Below are 18090 nucleotides of genomic sequence, written 5' to 3' on the forward strand. Positions count from 1 at the left end.
GCAGCAGTTTATCAGATCTCCCCGGGTAAGAACGCAAACTTTCTCTCCATATACCTGTCGAATATACAGCGGGATGTTTCGGATAGTTTTGGGCTTTATTTTGTTGTGCAAACTCACCCACATCCAACTGCCTGATTCGCTTCCTGTTCGTCAGGCCAGAGATTTACCGCCGGCTTCCTTCAGATTCCTCCTCGCGAAGGACACCCTTGCCTTAGGTTAACGCTTCCCACTATCAAGGCGCGTTCGGGACTTTCACCCTATAGTTTGCGCCCGTGCCGGGCGCACACAAACAAGGCCCTGACGCGGCAATTGCCAGGTCAGGGCCTTGTGTAAGCCTTGTCAACCCCTTGTCAACCCCTTGTTAAGGGCCTATCTGGAATAATTAGGGGCCTCCTTAGTTATGGATACATCATGTGGATGGCTTTCACGCATACCAGCTGCCGTAATGCGCACGAACTTGGCATTTTGAAGAGCCTCTATCGTTGCTGCTCCACAGTAGTGCATACCTGCACGAAGACCACCGATATATTGGTATATTACTTCTCCAAGCGTGCCTTTGTACGGTACACGACCAACAATTCCCTCTGGTACAAGTTTGGTAACCACATCTTCTTCATCCTGGAAGTAACGATCTTTTGATCCTTGCTGCATGGCTTCAACAGAGCCCATACCGCGGTAAGACTTGAATTTACGACCTTCATAGATGATGGTTTCACCTGGAGATTCTTCGACACCTGCGAACAGCGAGCCAGCCATAATGGTGCTTGCACCTGCTGCAATTGCTTTCACGATATCACCAGTTTGTTTGATACCGCCATCAGCGATAACAGGAATGCCTGTACCTTTCAAAGCTTGTGCACATTCATAAACGGCATAGAGCTGCGGTACACCTACTCCAGCAATGATACGGGTGGTACAAATCGAACCAGGACCGATACCAACTTTTACGGCGTCCGCACCAGCCTCTGCCAAGGCACGGGCAGCATCTGCGGTAGCAATATTTCCTGCGATAACCTGCAGATCAGGGAAACGTTGCTTAATCGCAATCACCATATCAATTACACCTTTGGAATGTCCGTGTGCAGTATCAACGGTTACGACGTCTACGCCGGCCTGTACCAATGCAGCTACACGTTCTATATTATCAGCAGCAACGCCAACAGCAGCACCTACCCTAAGGCGACCATGTTCGTCTTTACATGCTTTTGGGAAGTTTTTATATTTCTGGATGTCTTTAAAGGTGATCAGTCCTGCAAGGCGGCCTTCCTGATCAACAACCGGAAGTTTTTCAATCTTGTAATCTTGAAGAATTTCTTCCGCCTGCAATAATGTTGTTCCCTCAGGAGCAGTAATCAGGTTTTCCTTTGTCATCACCTCAAAGATGGGGCGCTGCATATTTTTCTGGAATCTAAGATCACGGTTGGTAATGATGCCGACAAGTTTATTGTCTTCGTCAATTACCGGAATACCACCGATCTTGTATTTATTCATGATCTGAAAGGCATCTGAGACTTTAGCATCTTTGCTAAGTGTTACCGGATCCTGGATCATACCACTTTCCGAACGCTTAACTTTACGAACCTCTTCAGCCTGTCGTTCAATGCTCATATTTTTATGCAGCATCCCGATACCACCTGCCTGCGCAATTGCAATGGCTAAGCCGGATTCTGTTACCGTATCCATAGCAGCAGAAACAACAGGAACATTTAAGCGGATTTTTTTGGTCAGATAGGTCTGTGTATCCACATCGCGTGGAAGAACTTCTGAATATGCCGGAACCAGCAATACGTCATCGTATGTTAGTCCTTCAGCAATAAATTTTTGGGGATCGAGTTGCATAGCAAATAATTTAGGAGTTATTATTTGCCGGGCAAATCTACATTAATAATAAGGAATACACAATAGACATCTCGTTATATGCGCCTTTTAACCTGCGGCTGACAATTATTCGGCTTCAGGCTCCGTATGCTGACGCCGCTGCTTCGGTCCTTGCGGCCAGATAAATGCGGTCGTCTGTTTTTTCCAACCCAGACTTTTGTAGAAGTCGCCCTTTCCCGGTGCAGCGGTGAGTGTTACAAAATGATAATTTTCCAGTTGTTCGTTAATTTTACTGACCAGGCTTTTTCCAAGCCCATTACCCTGATAGTCAGGATCTACAATAATGTCGGCCAGTTGAGCATAGTATCTTCCATCATCCACGGTCCTGCCAAAGGCAATGATCTGCGCTTCAAAATAAACAAACAAGGTCACGGTACTTTTGCTAAAAGCCAATCTAATCTCGTCCTCAACTCGGGTGCGCCAGTTAACTTTATAGAACAGTTCACAGATGTGTGTCCAGTCAATGCTGTCCAGGTCTGGGTTGAAAATATAAACAAGCGTGTTTTTATCTATGGGCGTATGAGGCATAAAAAATGTTTAGCGTAGAACAGCAAAGCCGCCTTTGTGTTTCAGCTATTTTAAAGTATATGATCGTAATTTGCTTTATTTTTTACCCACAATTACACTCGTAAAATGCTCTTGTTGCAAATAGCGATTCGCCAGAACCAAGAGTTCTTCGGGTGTGATGGTTTTCACAATGTTGATGTACCGGTCATAGTAGCTGTAATCAAGATTAGAAAAGTAGAGGTTTTTAAATTTATCCGCGTGAGAAAACGCATTCTCCAGACTACCAAGCATGGATCCAAGCATATAGTTTCGTACAAGGTCCAGCTCCGGTGCTTGAACGAGTTCATTTTTCAGCATCTCAATTTCAAGCTCAATCTCCTTTACTGCACTAGTACATACTTCTGCACCCACCTCTGTAGCGATAAAGAAATATCCTGCATCACGCAGCGACACAACAGCTGAACCAATGCCATAAGTATAACCTTTATCTTCACGGATATTAGCCATCAAACGTGAGCCGAAGTAACCTCCCAAAAGTGTATTTAGTACTTGTAAGCCTGGAAAGTCAGGATGGCTACGGTTAATTGCCAATCGTCCCATTCTTATGGCCGATTGTACCGCTTCCGGTCGCTCGATAAAAATCTCTTTGCGATCCTTTATTTTGAAGTCAAATTTATTAATCTGAAATGGCACCTGCTCGCCCCAGTTACCGCCAAAGTTCCGGTTTAGGATTTCAAAAGCATCTGCATCGAATTTCCCTGCAGCAAAGATGGTACAGTTTTCTGGCTTATAAGCTGCATGGAAATAATCCAGCAACTCTTGTCTTGATATTGCATCATAGTGCTCGGGTTCTATGCTGGAACCATAGCTGGTATTGCCGAAAATTTCATTGGCGAATTGCTTCCTAGCCAGGTAGTCATTTTTCTGCATGCTAACCTGTAACGATTGTTTCTGGTTCTGAACAAAAATTGCAAGCTCCTGCTCGGGGAAAATACTTTCTGTGATGATTGATTTTAAAATCGGAAGAACAGCTGCCAGGTGCTTATTCAGCGTATACACACGGACACTGCTTTGATCAGCTCCATATTCGGTTTGCAGGAATGCTCCATAATAATCCACACGCTCTGCAATCTCCTTTGCGCTTAACGAAGGTGTCCCATTGTTGATCAACTGGTTCACGGCTATTGCCTGTAGCGGCTTTAAGGCATTGTAGTTTACATTTTCAAAAATAAACTCAATTCGTACCAGGTGCTGTTGTCCCGCGTTAATGGTAAATACCGGGATGCCGTTGTCCAGCTGTTGTTTGTTTGGCACCAGAAAATTAATATCATTGACCTGTTTAAATTCAGGTGTTATCGTTCTGTTAAGCATCTTTTTTAATCAAATAATACAATGTGGAACATTTCTCAGGAAGGAAAGTAGATTGTGCAGCCATTTGGATTTTTTCTGGTGTCACAGCAAGGTACTTGTCAATCTCTGCATTGAGCAGATTAGCATCGCCCAATAGTTCATAATAGGCCAGGTTCATCGCCTTGTCTAAAAGGTTCAACTCCGCAAAAACCATGATCGACTCCGTTTTGTTCTTCACTTTTGTGATTTCATCATCGCTCACGCCCTGGATTTTTAATAACTCCAGTTCACGCCAGATGGCTGCTTCCGCATCTTCCACCGATACGCCTTCCACAAGCTTACCTTCTATCACAAATAAACCCTCGTCCATGCTGCTGGTAATGTATGCATGAATATCACTGAATAGTTGCTGCTCCTTTAGAAGACTATTATATAACCGGGAAGATTGTCCCTGCGACAACACGTCTGACATGAGATCAAAAGACTGATAAGCGGGATCTCGTCGGGCTGGCATTTTAAAAGCCATATAAATTGCGTTTAATGGCACATCCGCATAAACAACTTCCTTTCTAGCAGCGGTCTGCGCCGGCTCTGTTGGAAGATTTCTGACATACTTCTCACCGGAAGGAATCGGTTCAAACCATTTCTCAGCAAGCTGCTTTACCTCCACCGTTTTAACGTTACCGCCAACAACCATGATGGCGTTCATAGGATTGTAATGCTTCTTAAAAAACGCTTTCACATCTTCCATCCTTGCATTTTCGATCTGTTTAAGATCCTGACCGATGGTGGCCCATTTGTAAGGGTGCTGCTCATAAGCGAGTGGACGCAGTTTCAACCAAACATCACCATAAGGCTGGTTCAGGTAACGTTGCTTAAACTCTTCACACACTACGTTACGCTGGGTTTCCAGGCTTTTTTCAGAAAAGGCAAGACTCAACATCCGGTCACTTTCAAGCCAGAAGGCAGTTTCCAGGTTTGTTGCAGGCAACGTGATGTAGTAATTGGTAATATCGTTACTGGTAAAGGCATTGTTCTCGCCGCCGACCCTTTGCAGGGGTTCATCGTAACTGGGAATATTAATGGACCCTCCAAACATGAGGTGTTCAAACAAATGGGCGAAGCCGGTTTTACCTTGTTCTTCATCTCTGGCACCTACATCGTACAGGATGTTTAATACGGCCATTGGTGTTGTATCATCTTCATGAACCAAAACCCGAAGGCCATTGGCTAATGTAAAACGGTTGAAATCTACCATAAAATATAAAAAAGTTCCGGCAAATATAGGTATTACAGGCAGGGGAAATGTGATATTCTTGTGAAATAATAATAGCGCAGGGAATGGTATATTTGCGACATGAATACTGCCAATTTACTGGAACGGGCCTTGAATTTTGACTTCTTAACACAGGAAGAAGGCGTTTATCTCTATCACCATGCGGCAACAGCAGAACTCGCTTATGTGGCCAATGAATTACGTAAAAAGCAAGTGCCTAGCGGAAAGGTAACCTGGCAGATTGACCGCAATGTAAATACAACCAATGTATGTATTGCGAATTGTAAGTTCTGCAATTTTTTCAGGCGCCCCGGCCACGAAGAAAGCTACATCACCGATATCGAAACTTATAAGCAGAAGATTGAGGAAACTTTTCGCTTAGGGGGTGATCAGCTGCTCTTACAAGGTGGACACCACCCGGATTTGGGCCTGCAGTTTTACGCAGACCTGTTTAAAAAGTTAAAAGAACTTTATCCCGACCTGAAACTACATGCTTTAGGACCACCAGAAATTGCCCACGTAGCCAAACTCGAAGGTATCAGTCATACAGAAGTACTCAGCACACTTAAAGCGGCTGGTATGGACTCACTGCCAGGGGCTGGTGCAGAAATTCTGAATGACCGCGTTAGACGCTTGATATCTAAAGGTAAATGTGGCGGTCAGGAGTGGCTGGACGTGATGCGTGCCGCGCATAAACTGGATATTACCACATCAGCAACCATGATGTTTGGTCATGTGGAGACGATTGAAGAGCGTTTTGAGCACCTCGTCTGGATCCGCGAAGTTCAGTCCGAAAAACCAGCAGATGCAAAAGGATTTTTAGCCTTCATTCCATGGCCTTTTCAGGATGATGGCACGCTGTTGAAGCGCTTAAGGGGTATCAGCAACAATGTTTCCGGTGATGAATACATTCGTATGCTAGCGTTAAGCAGGATCATGTTGCCAAACATTAAGAATATACAGGCAAGCTGGCTTACTGTTGGCAAATCTGTTGCACAAATTTGCCTGCACTCCGGTGCCAACGACTTCGGTTCCATTATGATTGAGGAGAATGTGGTGTCAGCAGCTGGTGCACCGCACCGGTTTACAGCAAAAGGTATACAGCAGGCCATCATGGAAGCTGGCTTTGTGCCGCAGCTACGTGGACAGCAGTATAACTACCGCGAACTGCCGAAGGAAATGGAAGAACAAGTGATTACATATTAAAGCTTTACCGGTATATTCAAAGATCGGTATAAAAAGAAAACGGCGGTAGGATGTTTCTATCGCCGTTTTCTTTTTATATGATGTTATTAGATGATCACCTTGAACTGTGCCAACACATCCTTTAAAGCTGCTTTACTAATCGGTTCATCAAATGCTTCAGTGGCCCTTGCAGCATCGACAGATCGATTATCGTTTATACCTGTAATATTATGTCCTTGTTGCGTAACATTCTCTTCACCTAAATATGCGCCTTGTCCAGGGCGTGCATCGGTCTCATCGTTCAATGAAATCCAAGGCTGTAAGCTCTGTGAAAGATTTCTGGAAAGACGGATCATTCGGATTTTTGTTGAATGCCTTGCTTCTACCGCATGCATATTTAATGCAGCAGTTAAGTATGGACTACCCATTAAATCTTCAGCTACCCCCTTGGTCGCACGTAACGCAACATCTTCCAAGCCCTGTGCGATTTTCAAGAAGCTGTCCAAGTTTTGGAACGGACGAGCAAACTCGCCCTTACCAGTAAAATCGTAAGATGAAACTAATGGTGCTGAAACTGGCGTACCGCCTGCCTTTGAAATGGTATCCTGAAGAAATTTCACGTGAGCCAGCTCATGATCTCTGATAATTGCAATGGCGGCTTTGTCCGCTGCTGCTGTAGAGACACTACCAAATGGTGCTTCATTGAAGCCTCTGGTGTAAAATTCTGCGGAGAAATATTCTATCGCAAGCGCAATGTTCAAAGCATTAATCACCGCCGGACTTGCGGTTTGTCCATAAGCTTTTTTGAACATAGTACCTATTGCAAGTGGTACAGACGCGGCGGCTACTTTCTTGCCAAAGCTGAAGAAGTCTTTCATTGCAGCCCTGCGTGGATTTATGCGATCATAAATCTCACTGTCGGCCTTTTCTATTTCGTTAAGTATATTTAAAAAATTCATAAGGGTTCTGTTTAAGCAGTTGGTAAATTACTGGCGTTGATTTCGGTGGTGATATATTGTTTTACGAAGTTCAGTACCTCTGAAGGTTTTAATGACCGGTCCTGTCCGTTTGCACCTACCACCCCTGCAGCAAAGTCATTTTGCTTTAAAATTTCACGGATATACGCTGCATGACGTGCCTCCACCGACACAATCTTTGCAGCTGTAATTAATGCATCTTTTGATTTAAGTAAATGTGCCACACCATTATAGGCGGCCACGCCAATATCCTCAAGATCTTTCGCTGCAGTCAATACCGAGTTTTTATCACTAAAGTTTACTTTGCTAAAATCAAAAGCTAGGCTTCCAATTTTTTTATCTCCTAACAAGTTTTTGAATAATTCACGATGCGCAACCTCATGCAATTGAATATCTGTAATGAAGTCACGCTCCTTTTCGCTAATGCCCGACCAGAAAGACTCCACCACCTTCGTGTAGAATGCCGCTTCCAATTGTTCCAGCGCATATGCATAGTTTAAAATGCCAGTGTCTCCCGAACCTAGCTCCACTTTGTTCTCTCCAGGAACAATTGGGTCGGTTGGACCAACGTAATCTTTATCTTTGCTGCATCCTGCCGCCATCAGGGCAACGCCTACCGCCCCGGCACCAGCAAATTGCAGGAACGAACGGCGAGGCAAAACTGAATTTAAAATACGCTCACTATCGTGAGTTACTTCTTTTTCTTCTTGTATTAAATTCTTCATGGAAATTTAGATTAACTATTTTGCAAGTTAGATTAAGTACTACGATTAAACCAGATATAGGACAGACTGTGAAAGAAAATGTGTAGTGATTTCACATAGCTACACACTTGATTTCTAGTATATTAACACAACCCGAATGGAATGAGTAACACAATTAATGCCATAATAGTTGACGATGAGGAATTTGCGAGATCCTCGCTATATTTCCTGTTACAAGAGAACTGTAAAGTGGTGCATATCACGGGGATAGCCAAATCCGTCGCCGAGGCAAAACTTCTTTTACAGAAGCATCAGGTAGACTTAATCTTTCTTGATATTGCAATGCCGGGAGAGAATGGATTCGAGTTAATTAGCACAGCTGAGCAGCATAACGCACATGTGGTGTTCACTACCGCATATGACCAATATGCCGTAAAAGCAATTAAGGCCAACGCCCTTGACTATCTGCTAAAACCGATTGACATTGATGAACTGAAGGAAAGTGTCGAGAAAGCGGTAAAGTTTATTTCGTCAAAAAAATCGGATACCTCGAGCAGCGCCCGCCTGTTAAGCTTAAAAAATGACCTTGATCAAAAAAATGTCCGGAAAATCAGCCTACCAAACGGCCAGGGCTATACACTGGTGGATCTTGATCATATTGTACATGTGGAGGCGGACAGTAACTATTCGATCTTCCATCTTCATGATAATGAAAAAATAACAGTCTCTAAAGTTTTGAAAGAATACGAAGAGATCCTTCCAGAAAGTCAGTTCGTGCGGGTTCATAAATCAAGCATTGTAAATCTAAACTATCTGCAAGAATATAATTCCAGGAATGGACTCGAACTTACCCTAAAAAATGGTCAGCGAATTGCGGTTTCCCGGCGACGAGCAAGTGATTTCCTGGAACGGATAAGAAACTACACGCAGCTATAAACAACATCCCAGTGTTATACAAATACTTCCTATATATCCTCTGCGCTGTGCTCTTATCCTCCACGCAGCTTCTTCAGGCGCAAACCACTTACATCGAACATTTCGACGTGAGGGATGGATTGCCCAGCAATACTTGCTTTTTTAGTTTACAGGACAGCAAGGGCTACATCTGGGTCGGCACTGACGCCGGCGTAAGTCGTTTCGACGGCAAATACTTCCGCAATTTCAGCATTGACGATGGTCTTCCCGACAATCAGATCCTCCAGATCAAAGAGGATAAGAACGGACGTATCTGGTTTCTGAGTTTCAGTGGCAAGCTCAGTTATTTTCACAACGGTAAAATTTACAACAAATCCAATTCCCCTCTACTCCGCAAGCTGAATATTACCGAAATCATTATCTCATTTTTCGAAGATAGCCGAGGACGATTCTGGTTAGGAACAAACAAAAACCTGCTCTACCTATTTGACGGCGAAAGGTTGGTAAATTTTCAATCGAAAGACATGAACCGGCAATTCACAGATGCTTCCGTTTATGAAGATCAAGATCGAAATATATGGGTGCTCAATCAGAATGCAGGTATGGTCTTCAAAAATAATGCATTTTATCACGCAGACGGGATGCCAAAGTCCTTGTCCTACAAGACAGTCGATATCAGACCAAAGCACAACCTTTTATACCTTGACAATGATGGCTTGAAGCGCTTTGAGCATGGAGTGAAAGCGATCGACATCAAGGTACCTGCAGAAATGCTGAACAACAAACTGGGGTTCATTCATGCAACATCTACCGAATTGTGGCTTAGCAATAATGAAGGCGTCTTCAAGTTTGAAAAAGGTAAGCCTTCAGTGCAGTACCTACACAACATTCCTGCAAGTCAGGTTATCAGGGATAAGCACCAAAACATGTGGTTTACGACCTCTAATGGTATCTACATGCTACCTGGCGAGGAAAACCGGATGTACATCTTGAATCAGGAACAAGGCTTGTCCAGCAACTACATCAAAAGCATCACCAAAGATAAGAACAACCGCCTTTGGTTGGGTCTGGATAAGGGGATGTTGAATGTTCTTGACCTGAAGTCCAGTTCCATTCAAAAGATCGGCCTTGCTAAACTCGGATTTAAAAACAACATCAAACAGCTACACCTGGATAGTGGTAACAGTTCCATTTATTTCAGTACAGACTTTGCCTTAGGTCGAATTAAAAATATCTATCAACAACAACAAGCAGAATTACTGAGGGAAGCTACAGGTTCAGTACTCGCGGTTAAAGATTTCAGCCTGAGCGCTAAAAACCAATTGGCGATTGCTTCCGCATCCGGAGTATTCCTGATTGACAACCCCCGGGAGCAATTCCATTTTCATGCTTTAAAGCTTAGAAATGGAAAGAACTTCTTTGCCAATCGGGCCTATTCGGTTCATTTCAATAGTACCGGACAACTGTGGTACTCGAATACCGAAGGCTTAAGTTCGGTAGGTGGCGAAGGTTTAAAGAGCGCAAAAGACATCGAGTACCTCAAAGACAAACGGGTTAACGACATCAAGGAACTTGGAAACGGTATGCTTGTACTTGCTACTGACGGTTACGGTCTGACTTACATTAAAGATGGCAAGATCATCAGGACAGTTACGATCTTAGACGGATTAGCCGACAACATATGTAAGAAACTATTCGTTGACGGTGATCACCTTTGGGTAATTACAAACAATGGGATTAACAATGTCCACATCGATGGAGCTAAGGTAGAAATACAAAGCTTTGAATATACCAATGCACTGTTAAAAAACGATGTTAATGACCTTTACATCAGTGGCAAAACAGCCTATTTTGCGACGAACAATGGATTGATTTTCATTCCAAAAAAAGCATTTACCAAGAAAAGCAAGGCACCTAAAGTCATCGTTTCCAGTATCCTGAATAACAACAATTCCCTCGCTGTTGAGGATACCCTAGTTTCACTTGATCCATCAAAAAATAACATCACCTTCATCTATAGCGCAATTGACTTCGAAAAACAGGACCTTGTTTATAGATTTCGATTGAATCCTCTAGATAACTGGACTGAAACCCGGAACAGGAGACTGGAGTTTTCAGCGCTTTCTCCCGGCGATTATACTTTCGAAATCAGCAGCAAATCCAACAACACCGAATGGAGTGATCCTACAAAGATCAAGTTTAAGCTTGAAGAACATTTCTGGCAACGCAATTGGTTTATTCTGGTACTGCTCATTGCCGCCAGTTTCTCCTTCTATAAAATTGCCGTAATCATTACCAATTGGCGGAAAAACCAGGAACAAAAGCAATTGGTGTTAAAGCACAAGATCTTAATCCTGGAACAACGTGCATTGCTCGCAATGATGAACCCACATTTTATCTTTAATGTGATGAATTCAATTCAACACTACATCAACACCAAGGATACCTCCTCAGCCAATAAGATCTTAACAGGTTTCGCACGCCTGATCCGGAAGAACCTGGAAATATGTACCAAAAGCTTTATTTCCTTGGAAGAGGAACTCGAATACCTTACGCTCTACTTAGGGCTTGAAAAGAAGCGTTTTGGTGAAAAGTTCAACTATACCATCAAAATAGATCCTAAGATTGATAAAGAAGAGGTTTTTATTCCTTCGATGCTGCTGCAACCCTATGTAGAAAATGCAATCTGGCATGGGATCATGCCAAAAGAAGAAGGTGGAAATATTCAGATCACCATGGAAGTTATTGATGAAGAAGTACTGCTAATATATATCATTGATGACGGCGTGGGTATAGATAATTCACAAAGACTGAAGCGGGATAGCCATAGTAGCAAAGGTATGAGCTTAACGCAGGAAAGGGTACAGTTGCTTAATCAGATTGAATCGATTTCAATCCAGATCTCCATCAATCAACGTGGAAATTCTGGCACCATGGTGACCATACAAGTGCCAATTTGATCACAATTGACCGTTTACTCAATAATTTCTACCATTAGCTAAGAATAAAAAAATAGAGCCAAGCTTTGCCTTAAACTTGTATTAGAAATTAAACAAACATGGTTTGTTAAAGCGCGTTCTTATAGAATTGACCAAAGATATGTTCACCTAACCTAAAAACAGTATCTCAATTCAGGGTTTCATTTGTGTGTTAAAAGTGGTAAAGCCAAAATCTTTACCACTTTTTTTTTGCGCACAATTCTGCAGGTTCGCATATTTAAATGCAAGTTTTAAAATTCAGCTTGGAAGATTTATTTATTTTTTAATTTTGCATTGTACAACACGTACCGCCCCTTAGATAATCAATTTGTATATTTAAATTAGCATTCGTAACCAGCCATTTTATTTTATTTGTATGACAACAACTAAGAAATTCACCAAGAAAAGTTCTGTTGATGATACCCGTTTTGAAGATGACAATCTAGATGGAATTCAGACCACTGGCTTTAGCAAAGCAGCTCCTTTCGACGACGAGGATGATGACTTTGATTTGCCTCTGGATGATCTGGATACGCTAGATACTTTTGATTCTGACGACGACGATGATTATTAACTGATAAAAAAAACTTAATATTGAAGCATCCTAAATAGGATGCTTTTTAATTTTACACCCATTCAGCGCGCGCATGCAGATTATTGAAGTTAACAGCAAGAGTACCCGTAAAGCATTTTTAAACGTTCCACACCTCATATATCAAGGAGATGAAAATTGGATCTGTCCGCTTGATCAGGACATTGAACAGATCTTTGACGCAACTAAGAATCCTTTCTATAGCCATGGCGTTTGCACCAGATGGATCTTAAGAAATGATCAGGGGCTTGTTATCGGACGTGTTGCAGCATTTGTAAACTTTAAAAAAGCACATCAGTACGAGGTACCTACCGGTGGAATGGGGTTCTTCGAGTGCATTGATGATCAGGCAGCTGCTTCATTGCTATTTGCAACCGCCGAATCCTGGTTGAAAGCGCAAAAAATGGAGGCCATGGAAGGGCCAATTAACTTCGGTGAAAATGATTCTTTCTGGGGCTTACTGGTAGAAGGCTTCAGCCCGCCGTCCTATGGTATGAACTATCACCCGCCATATTACCACAAACTCTTTACTGCTTACGGCTTTGAAACTTCTTACGAGCAAATTACCAATCACCTCGACATCACCAAGCCTTTTCCTGAGCGCTTTTCCAAAATCGCCAACTGGGTTGCAAATAAGCCTGGTTATACTTTCGAGCACTTCTCCAAAAAGAACTCGGAAAAGTATGTCAACGATTTAATGGAAATCTATAATGACGCATGGAAAGACTTCAAAAACTTTGTACCAATTAAAAAAGAAACCCTGATGGAATCCTTCAAAAAGATGGAAACCATTATGGACGAGCAACTCATTTGGTTTGCCTATGTCAATGGCGAGCCCGCATCATTCCTCGTGACCATTCCCGATGCAAATCAGATGATCAAAGGTTTCAAAGGAAAGTTAGGTTTGCTGCAGAAGCTGATCTTCGTTTATAAACGCTGGAGAGGCGTTTCCCGAATGCGTGCCATTGTAATGGGTACTAAAACAGCCTATCAAAAACATGGATTGGAGTCTGCCCTATTTATCACCCTGGGCAAGTATGTCCTGCCGCTAAATCAGTACAGGGAACTTGAAATGTCTTGGGTAGGAGATTTTAACGATAAAATGCTGGCAATTCATGAAGCAACGGGTGCCGCTTTTGGCAAGCGGCACATGACGTTGCGTAAAACTTTCTAGTTTTCTCCTCTGATTTCTTCATAAAGATCAATAACCTTTTTCTGAAGTTTAATGATCTCTTCTTCTCTTGCGGATAACTTTTCTTTCAGACTGTTGATCTCTTCGAAGTTTACCGATTGTGGGTTTTCTCCTTCTTTAGAAATAATGTCCATTGTCGAAACCTCAAAGAGATTTGCAATCTGTTCTAATCTGGAGATATTTATGTCTGTAATGCCCGTTTCTATTTTGGAAAATGCAGGTATGGAAATCTTCAATCTTTTTGCTACTTCCCCCTGGCTCCATCCATTTTTCTGTCGTAGCTGTCGAATATTTTTACCGATAATGTTCATGATAGTTTTTTAACTGTGTGTTTCTTGGTCTAGACCTTCAACTCGCGTGCCAGTTTAATAAGATCTAAACCACTGAAATTTCCTGAACTCATAAGCAATAAGTTCGTATTAGTAAAATTCATTGCCAACAGGTAGTTTTCCAGGGCGCTCTTCTCGTTAAAGAAGATTAAGTTTTCATCTTTAAATGCCTCCTGGACATCGATTTCAGTAAACGGCCTGATCTTTTTGTGCTCAAATGTCGCATTGTCAATGTATACGATTGCATGATCTGCCATCGCCATTGTATCATCATATTGACGTAAAAATTCTTTATTCAGGCTACTGAATGTATGCAACTCTATACAAGCGACCAGCTTCCTGTCAGGAAACTGTGACTTGACAGCAGCAATGGTAGCCTTTAACTTCGAAGGCGAATGTGCAAAATCTTTATACACGTTAGACGTTTCGGTATGGCCAATGAGTTCCAACCGCTTTGCTGCACCTTTAAACGACGCTATTGCTTTGTTAAACGCTTCTTCAGTTATATCTAGGCTTGCACAAACATGCCGCGCTGCACTTAAATTCATCAGGTTGTGGTCGCCGAACACATTCAGGGCTGTACCATCGGGCAGCAAGGTGGTAACACCATTCTTAACCACATGGGCTGGAATCCGATACGGAATCTTCTCTACACCTGCAGTAGAGGCTTCAACAACCTTTTTAACTTCCGCATCCAGCTCACAGTAAATCAGGCGACCTCCAGGTTGAATGGTATTGATAAAGATGTCAAATTGTTCAACATAGCTTTCGAAAGTTGGAAACACATTGATGTGATCCCAGGCAATTCCACTGATAACAGCGACATTGGCTTTATATAAATGAAACTTCGGTCTCCGGTCTATTGGCGAAGCGAGGTATTCATCGCCTTCAATGATGATCACAGGAGCTTCATCCGTCACTTTCACCATCGTATCAAAACCTTCAAGTTGTGCTCCAACCAGGTAGTCGAAATCTCTCTGATAGTAGTTTAGTACATGCAGGATCATGGAGGTAATGGTTGTCTTACCATGACTGCCGCCAATTACCACACGCAGCTTGTCCTTCGTTTGTTCATAGATATATTCAGGATACGAATAAACCCTAAGCCCAAGTTCCTGAGCTTTCAATAATTCCGGGTTATCCGGAAAAGCATGCATGCCCAAAATGACCGCATCCAGATCGGCAGTGATCTTATTTGCATCCCAGCCCATCACACTTGGCAACAAGCCAAATCTTGCAAGCCTACTGCTGGAAGGCTCAAACACGGCATCATCAGAGCCAGTGATTTGAAATCCCTTTTTATGTAAAGCGATTGCCAGGTTGTGCATCGCACTACCTCCAATTGCAATGAAATGTATACGCATAATTGTTATTGTTTGATAAACCGGGCAGCAACCCAGTCATTAATCTTTTTATGATCCTGGTACTGCATGCCTGCATTTAAGCAAGCCTCTTTAATCATATCAAGATCCGGGCTTTCATAAAACCCGCTGAAAACGATCTCTCCCCCAGCTTTTAGTACTTCTGAATATCTACCGATCTGATCCAGCAGAATATTTCTGTTGATGTTGGCCAGAATAACATCAAACGATAAGCCCGGAATAACTTCCTTACCCCCGCAGATGATGTCGATGTTGCTGATCTTGTTTAACGCCGCATTCTCCAGGGTACTGTCATAACAAACCTGATCGTAGTCGATTGCGGTAAGTTGAGAGGCCCCTTTTTTTGCCGCCAGAAAAGCAAGGATGCCCGTACCACATCCCATGTCTAACACTGTTTTACCATTCAGGTCCATGGAAAGGATATATTCCATCATCATCGTGGTTGTCTGATGGTGTCCCGTACCAAAGGCCATTTTCGGATCTATTACAATCTCATATGGATATTCTGGCTTTGCTGGGTGAAAAGTCGCACGGACGTAACACTGATCACTGATCACAAGCGGCTCAAAATTCTTTTCCCACTGTTCATTCCAGTTTTCACCGGCAATCTCGTTCACAGCATAGCTGTATTCCAATTCTTCATCATAGGATAACAAAACCGTCTTTAATGATGACTCTTTATAGCTATCCTGATCTATGAATGCCGAAAAGCCATTCTCGGTATCTTCGAAGGTATTGAAACCAATATCAGCGAGATCACTTATTAAAAGATCCCGCTGATATTCTTCAATGTTTTTAAATTCAAATGTGACTTGTATATATTGCATTAGGCGTTGAATGCTTTAACGATATCCGTAAAATCACGGGATTTAAGTGACGCTCCACCGATTAAGCCCCCATCGATATCCTGCTGTGCAAAAAGTTCTGCAGCATTCTTTGGATTACAGCTACCTCCGTAAAGGATACTTACACCCTCAGCAATTTCTGATCCGAATTGTGTAGCAATCTCGGCTCTGATGAAAGCATGAACTTCCTGCGCCTGATCAGAAGAAGCAGTTAAACCTGTTCCAATAGCCCAAACTGGTTCATAAGCAATAACGATCTTAGCAAAATCTTCAGCAGATAAGCCAAAAATACCATTGGTAAGCTGTGATTTAATTACATTAAAGTAATCACCGTTGTTACGCTCATCCAATGTCTCGCCTATACAGAAAATCGGGGTAAGTCCATTTGCAAGTGCTGCTTTTGTTTTTTCAGCCAATAGGGCGTCCGTCTCTGCGAAGTATTGTCTACGTTCAGAGTGACCAATAATTACGAAGCTGCAACCAACAGATTTGATCATCTTAGCTGAGATTTCTCCGGTATAAGCTCCAGACGCATTCTGATGGCAGTTTTGCGCACCAATGTGAACGGTCGTGCCGCCTAATTTAGCCAGGCTGTTCAAATGAATAAATGGCGCACAGATGATCGCTTGCTGATCGCCTTTTTTCTCATCTCTAACCATGTTTACAATTTCTGAGAATAGGGAAACGCCTTCAGCATAATCCATATTCATTTTCCAGTTACCAGCTACAATTTTTTTCCTCATGATATTAGGTATTTTTAGTTTAGGTTAAGCAATGCCTAAGGCCTTGCAATTTATTTAAAGTTTCTGTTGACAGCAGTTAATTCAAAAACTTGTTGCAAAATTTCTTTTTCTGTAGCATCAAAAGGAAGGTTCCTTCTTTCAAAGACCTTCGTTGCCGTTTCAAACATCTTTTTTAGAGTATACACCTCGTAACCATGGGAGCCACCCCAGGAGAAGTCAGGAATAAAGTTTCTGGGAAATCCAGCACCAAAGATGTTAGCACTTACGCCCGCAACCGTCCCGGTATTAAACATCGTGTTGATGGCACATTTGGCATGATCAGCCATGATCAGTCCGCAGAATTGGAGCCCTGTCCTTCGGAAACTTTCTTTTTGATAATCCCACAAGCGAACTTCAGCATAGTTGTTTTTGAGATTGCTATTATTGGAGTCAGCGCCAATGTTACACCATTGTCCAAGCACAGAATTACCAAGATAACCTTCGTGTCCTTTGGATGAATAGCCCCATATTACAGCATTATTGATCTCGCCACCTACACGGGAAAATGGTCCTATGGTAGTTTGACCATAAATTTTGGCGCCCATTTTTACCTGTGAGTCATGGCACATCGCGAATGAACCCCGGACATTGCTGCCTTCCCATACCTGAGCATTGCGCCCTAAATAAATCGGACCGTTCTTGGAATTAAACGTTGAACATTCTGCAGAAGCACCTTCTTCCACAAAAATTTGATCTCCGATCAAGGTATTCGTAGCACTAAGACTAGCTGAAGTACGTCCTGTAGTTAACAACTGGAAATCTTTGCGCAGCTCAACATCGTTGAACTTAAAGATATCCTCCGGATAGTTTATTTTAATAAAGTCTGCTTCGTAAGCTATTGCAGCACCTGCCGGATGAGATAATGCTATATCCTCCGCAGGTTCAAACTTCCCGGCGATGGTGATACCATCCTTCATGAGCATGTCGCCTGTTTTCAGGCCAAGAATAGCTTCAACAAGCTGTACATCCGGACAAATAGAACCATTGATGTATAGTTCTGCCTCCTGGTTTAAAGGGTATTTCGTGGAAAGATATGCTTGCGTCTTGAAGCCTGTATCAGCATTCAAGTATTTTGACCACTTCTCAGCGATGGTTAGTATGCCAAGCCTGAGATCGGCAACTGGCCTTGTAAAAGTTAATGGACGGAGCGAATTCCATGCACCATCATCAAATAAATTGATTGTCATAAGCGACAAAA

At 42.6% G+C, this 18090-nt stretch carries 16 protein-coding genes; 5 read left to right on the forward strand and 11 right to left on the reverse strand.

All coding sequences use genetic code 11. The features are described from left to right. Window positions 1-369: 369 nt before the first annotated feature. From guaB to AC5WJX_RS04340, 4 genes are all read right to left on the reverse strand, one after another. The gene (gene guaB / locus AC5WJX_RS04325; protein ID WP_440430510.1) at window positions 370-1839 is read right to left on the reverse strand and encodes an IMP dehydrogenase; all 1470 of its coding nucleotides are present in this window, start codon (window positions 1837-1839) and stop codon (window positions 370-372) included. A gap of 105 nt (window positions 1840-1944) precedes the next feature. Continuing rightward, window positions 1945-2406, reverse strand: a complete 462-nt coding sequence (locus AC5WJX_RS04330) for a GNAT family N-acetyltransferase (protein ID WP_494483513.1) — start codon at window positions 2404-2406, stop codon at window positions 1945-1947. A gap of 75 nt (window positions 2407-2481) precedes the next feature. Further along, window positions 2482-3756 (reverse strand): M16 family metallopeptidase, encoded by a 1275-nt coding sequence (locus tag AC5WJX_RS04335; RefSeq protein WP_494483514.1) that lies wholly within the window; start codon window positions 3754-3756, stop codon window positions 2482-2484. Continuing rightward, complete coding sequence (locus AC5WJX_RS04340) at window positions 3749-4993, reverse strand: M16 family metallopeptidase (RefSeq protein ID WP_494483515.1); 1245 nt, start codon at window positions 4991-4993, stop codon at window positions 3749-3751. Before AC5WJX_RS04340 ends, AC5WJX_RS04335 begins: the two co-directional genes overlap by 8 nt. A gap of 99 nt (window positions 4994-5092) precedes the next feature. On the opposite strand from AC5WJX_RS04340, the gene mqnC reads away from it, so the two are divergent. Beyond that, window positions 5093-6217 (forward strand): cyclic dehypoxanthinyl futalosine synthase, encoded by a 1125-nt coding sequence (gene mqnC / locus AC5WJX_RS04345; protein WP_440430506.1) that lies wholly within the window; start codon window positions 5093-5095, stop codon window positions 6215-6217. Between the two features lie 86 nt (window positions 6218-6303). Here the strand turns inward: mqnC and AC5WJX_RS04350 are convergent, their stop codons facing one another. Next, window positions 6304-7155 (reverse strand): ferritin-like domain-containing protein, encoded by an 852-nt coding sequence (locus AC5WJX_RS04350; protein WP_494483516.1) that lies wholly within the window; start codon window positions 7153-7155, stop codon window positions 6304-6306. A gap of 11 nt (window positions 7156-7166) precedes the next feature. Next, window positions 7167-7898, reverse strand: a complete 732-nt coding sequence (locus AC5WJX_RS04355) for a ferritin-like domain-containing protein (RefSeq protein WP_494483517.1) — start codon at window positions 7896-7898, stop codon at window positions 7167-7169. 141 nt (window positions 7899-8039) lie between these two features. Between AC5WJX_RS04355 and AC5WJX_RS04360 the strand changes: the two genes are divergently transcribed. The 4 genes from AC5WJX_RS04360 (at window position 8040) to AC5WJX_RS04375 (ending at window position 13536) form a co-directional block, all read left to right on the forward strand. Beyond that, window positions 8040-8813 (forward strand): LytR/AlgR family response regulator transcription factor, encoded by a 774-nt coding sequence (locus AC5WJX_RS04360; RefSeq protein WP_440430503.1) that lies wholly within the window; start codon window positions 8040-8042, stop codon window positions 8811-8813. Between the two features lie 11 nt (window positions 8814-8824). Beyond that, on the forward strand, window positions 8825-11752 hold the full coding sequence (locus AC5WJX_RS04365; protein ID WP_494483518.1) for a ligand-binding sensor domain-containing protein: 2928 nt from the start codon (window positions 8825-8827) through the stop codon (window positions 11750-11752). Window positions 11753-12146: 394 nt separating this feature from the next. After that, window positions 12147-12344 carry a hypothetical protein gene (locus AC5WJX_RS04370; protein WP_494483519.1) on the forward strand — a complete coding sequence of 66 codons (198 nt, stop codon included), beginning with the start codon at window positions 12147-12149 and terminating at the stop codon, window positions 12342-12344. A 73-nt stretch (window positions 12345-12417) separates the two neighbouring features. Further along, complete coding sequence (locus AC5WJX_RS04375; protein ID WP_494483520.1) at window positions 12418-13536, forward strand: GNAT family N-acetyltransferase; 1119 nt, start codon at window positions 12418-12420, stop codon at window positions 13534-13536. On the opposite strand, the gene AC5WJX_RS04380 is transcribed toward AC5WJX_RS04375, so the two are convergent. Genes AC5WJX_RS04380 through AC5WJX_RS04400 form a run of 5 tightly spaced genes read right to left on the reverse strand, consistent with a single transcriptional unit; the run spans window position 13533 to window position 18079 of the window. Next, window positions 13533-13865 carry a helix-turn-helix domain-containing protein gene (locus AC5WJX_RS04380; RefSeq protein WP_440430499.1) on the reverse strand — a complete coding sequence of 111 codons (333 nt, stop codon included), beginning with the start codon at window positions 13863-13865 and terminating at the stop codon, window positions 13533-13535. The two genes, AC5WJX_RS04375 and AC5WJX_RS04380, sit on opposite strands and share 4 nt — an antisense overlap. A gap of 29 nt (window positions 13866-13894) precedes the next feature. Then, on the reverse strand, window positions 13895-15247 hold the full coding sequence (locus AC5WJX_RS04385; RefSeq protein WP_494483521.1) for a UDP-N-acetylmuramate--L-alanine ligase: 1353 nt from the start codon (window positions 15245-15247) through the stop codon (window positions 13895-13897). 5 nt (window positions 15248-15252) lie between these two features. Beyond that, a complete protein-coding gene (gene prmA, locus AC5WJX_RS04390) occupies window positions 15253-16092 on the reverse strand; it encodes a 50S ribosomal protein L11 methyltransferase (protein WP_494483522.1) in 840 nt (279 codons plus the stop codon). Continuing rightward, a complete protein-coding gene (tpiA, locus tag AC5WJX_RS04395) occupies window positions 16092-16853 on the reverse strand; it encodes a triose-phosphate isomerase (protein ID WP_494483523.1) in 762 nt (253 codons plus the stop codon). The genes prmA and tpiA overlap by 1 nt, the downstream gene beginning before the upstream one ends. Window positions 16854-16903: 50 nt before the next feature. Then, window positions 16904-18079: a GlmU family protein gene (locus AC5WJX_RS04400; RefSeq protein WP_494483524.1), complete on the reverse strand. Its 1176-nt coding sequence runs from the start codon at window positions 18077-18079 to the stop codon at window positions 16904-16906. Between the last annotated feature and the right edge of the window lie 11 nt (window positions 18080-18090).

The sequence above is a fragment of the Pedobacter sp. NEAU-ZC8 genome, assembly GCF_059278965.1.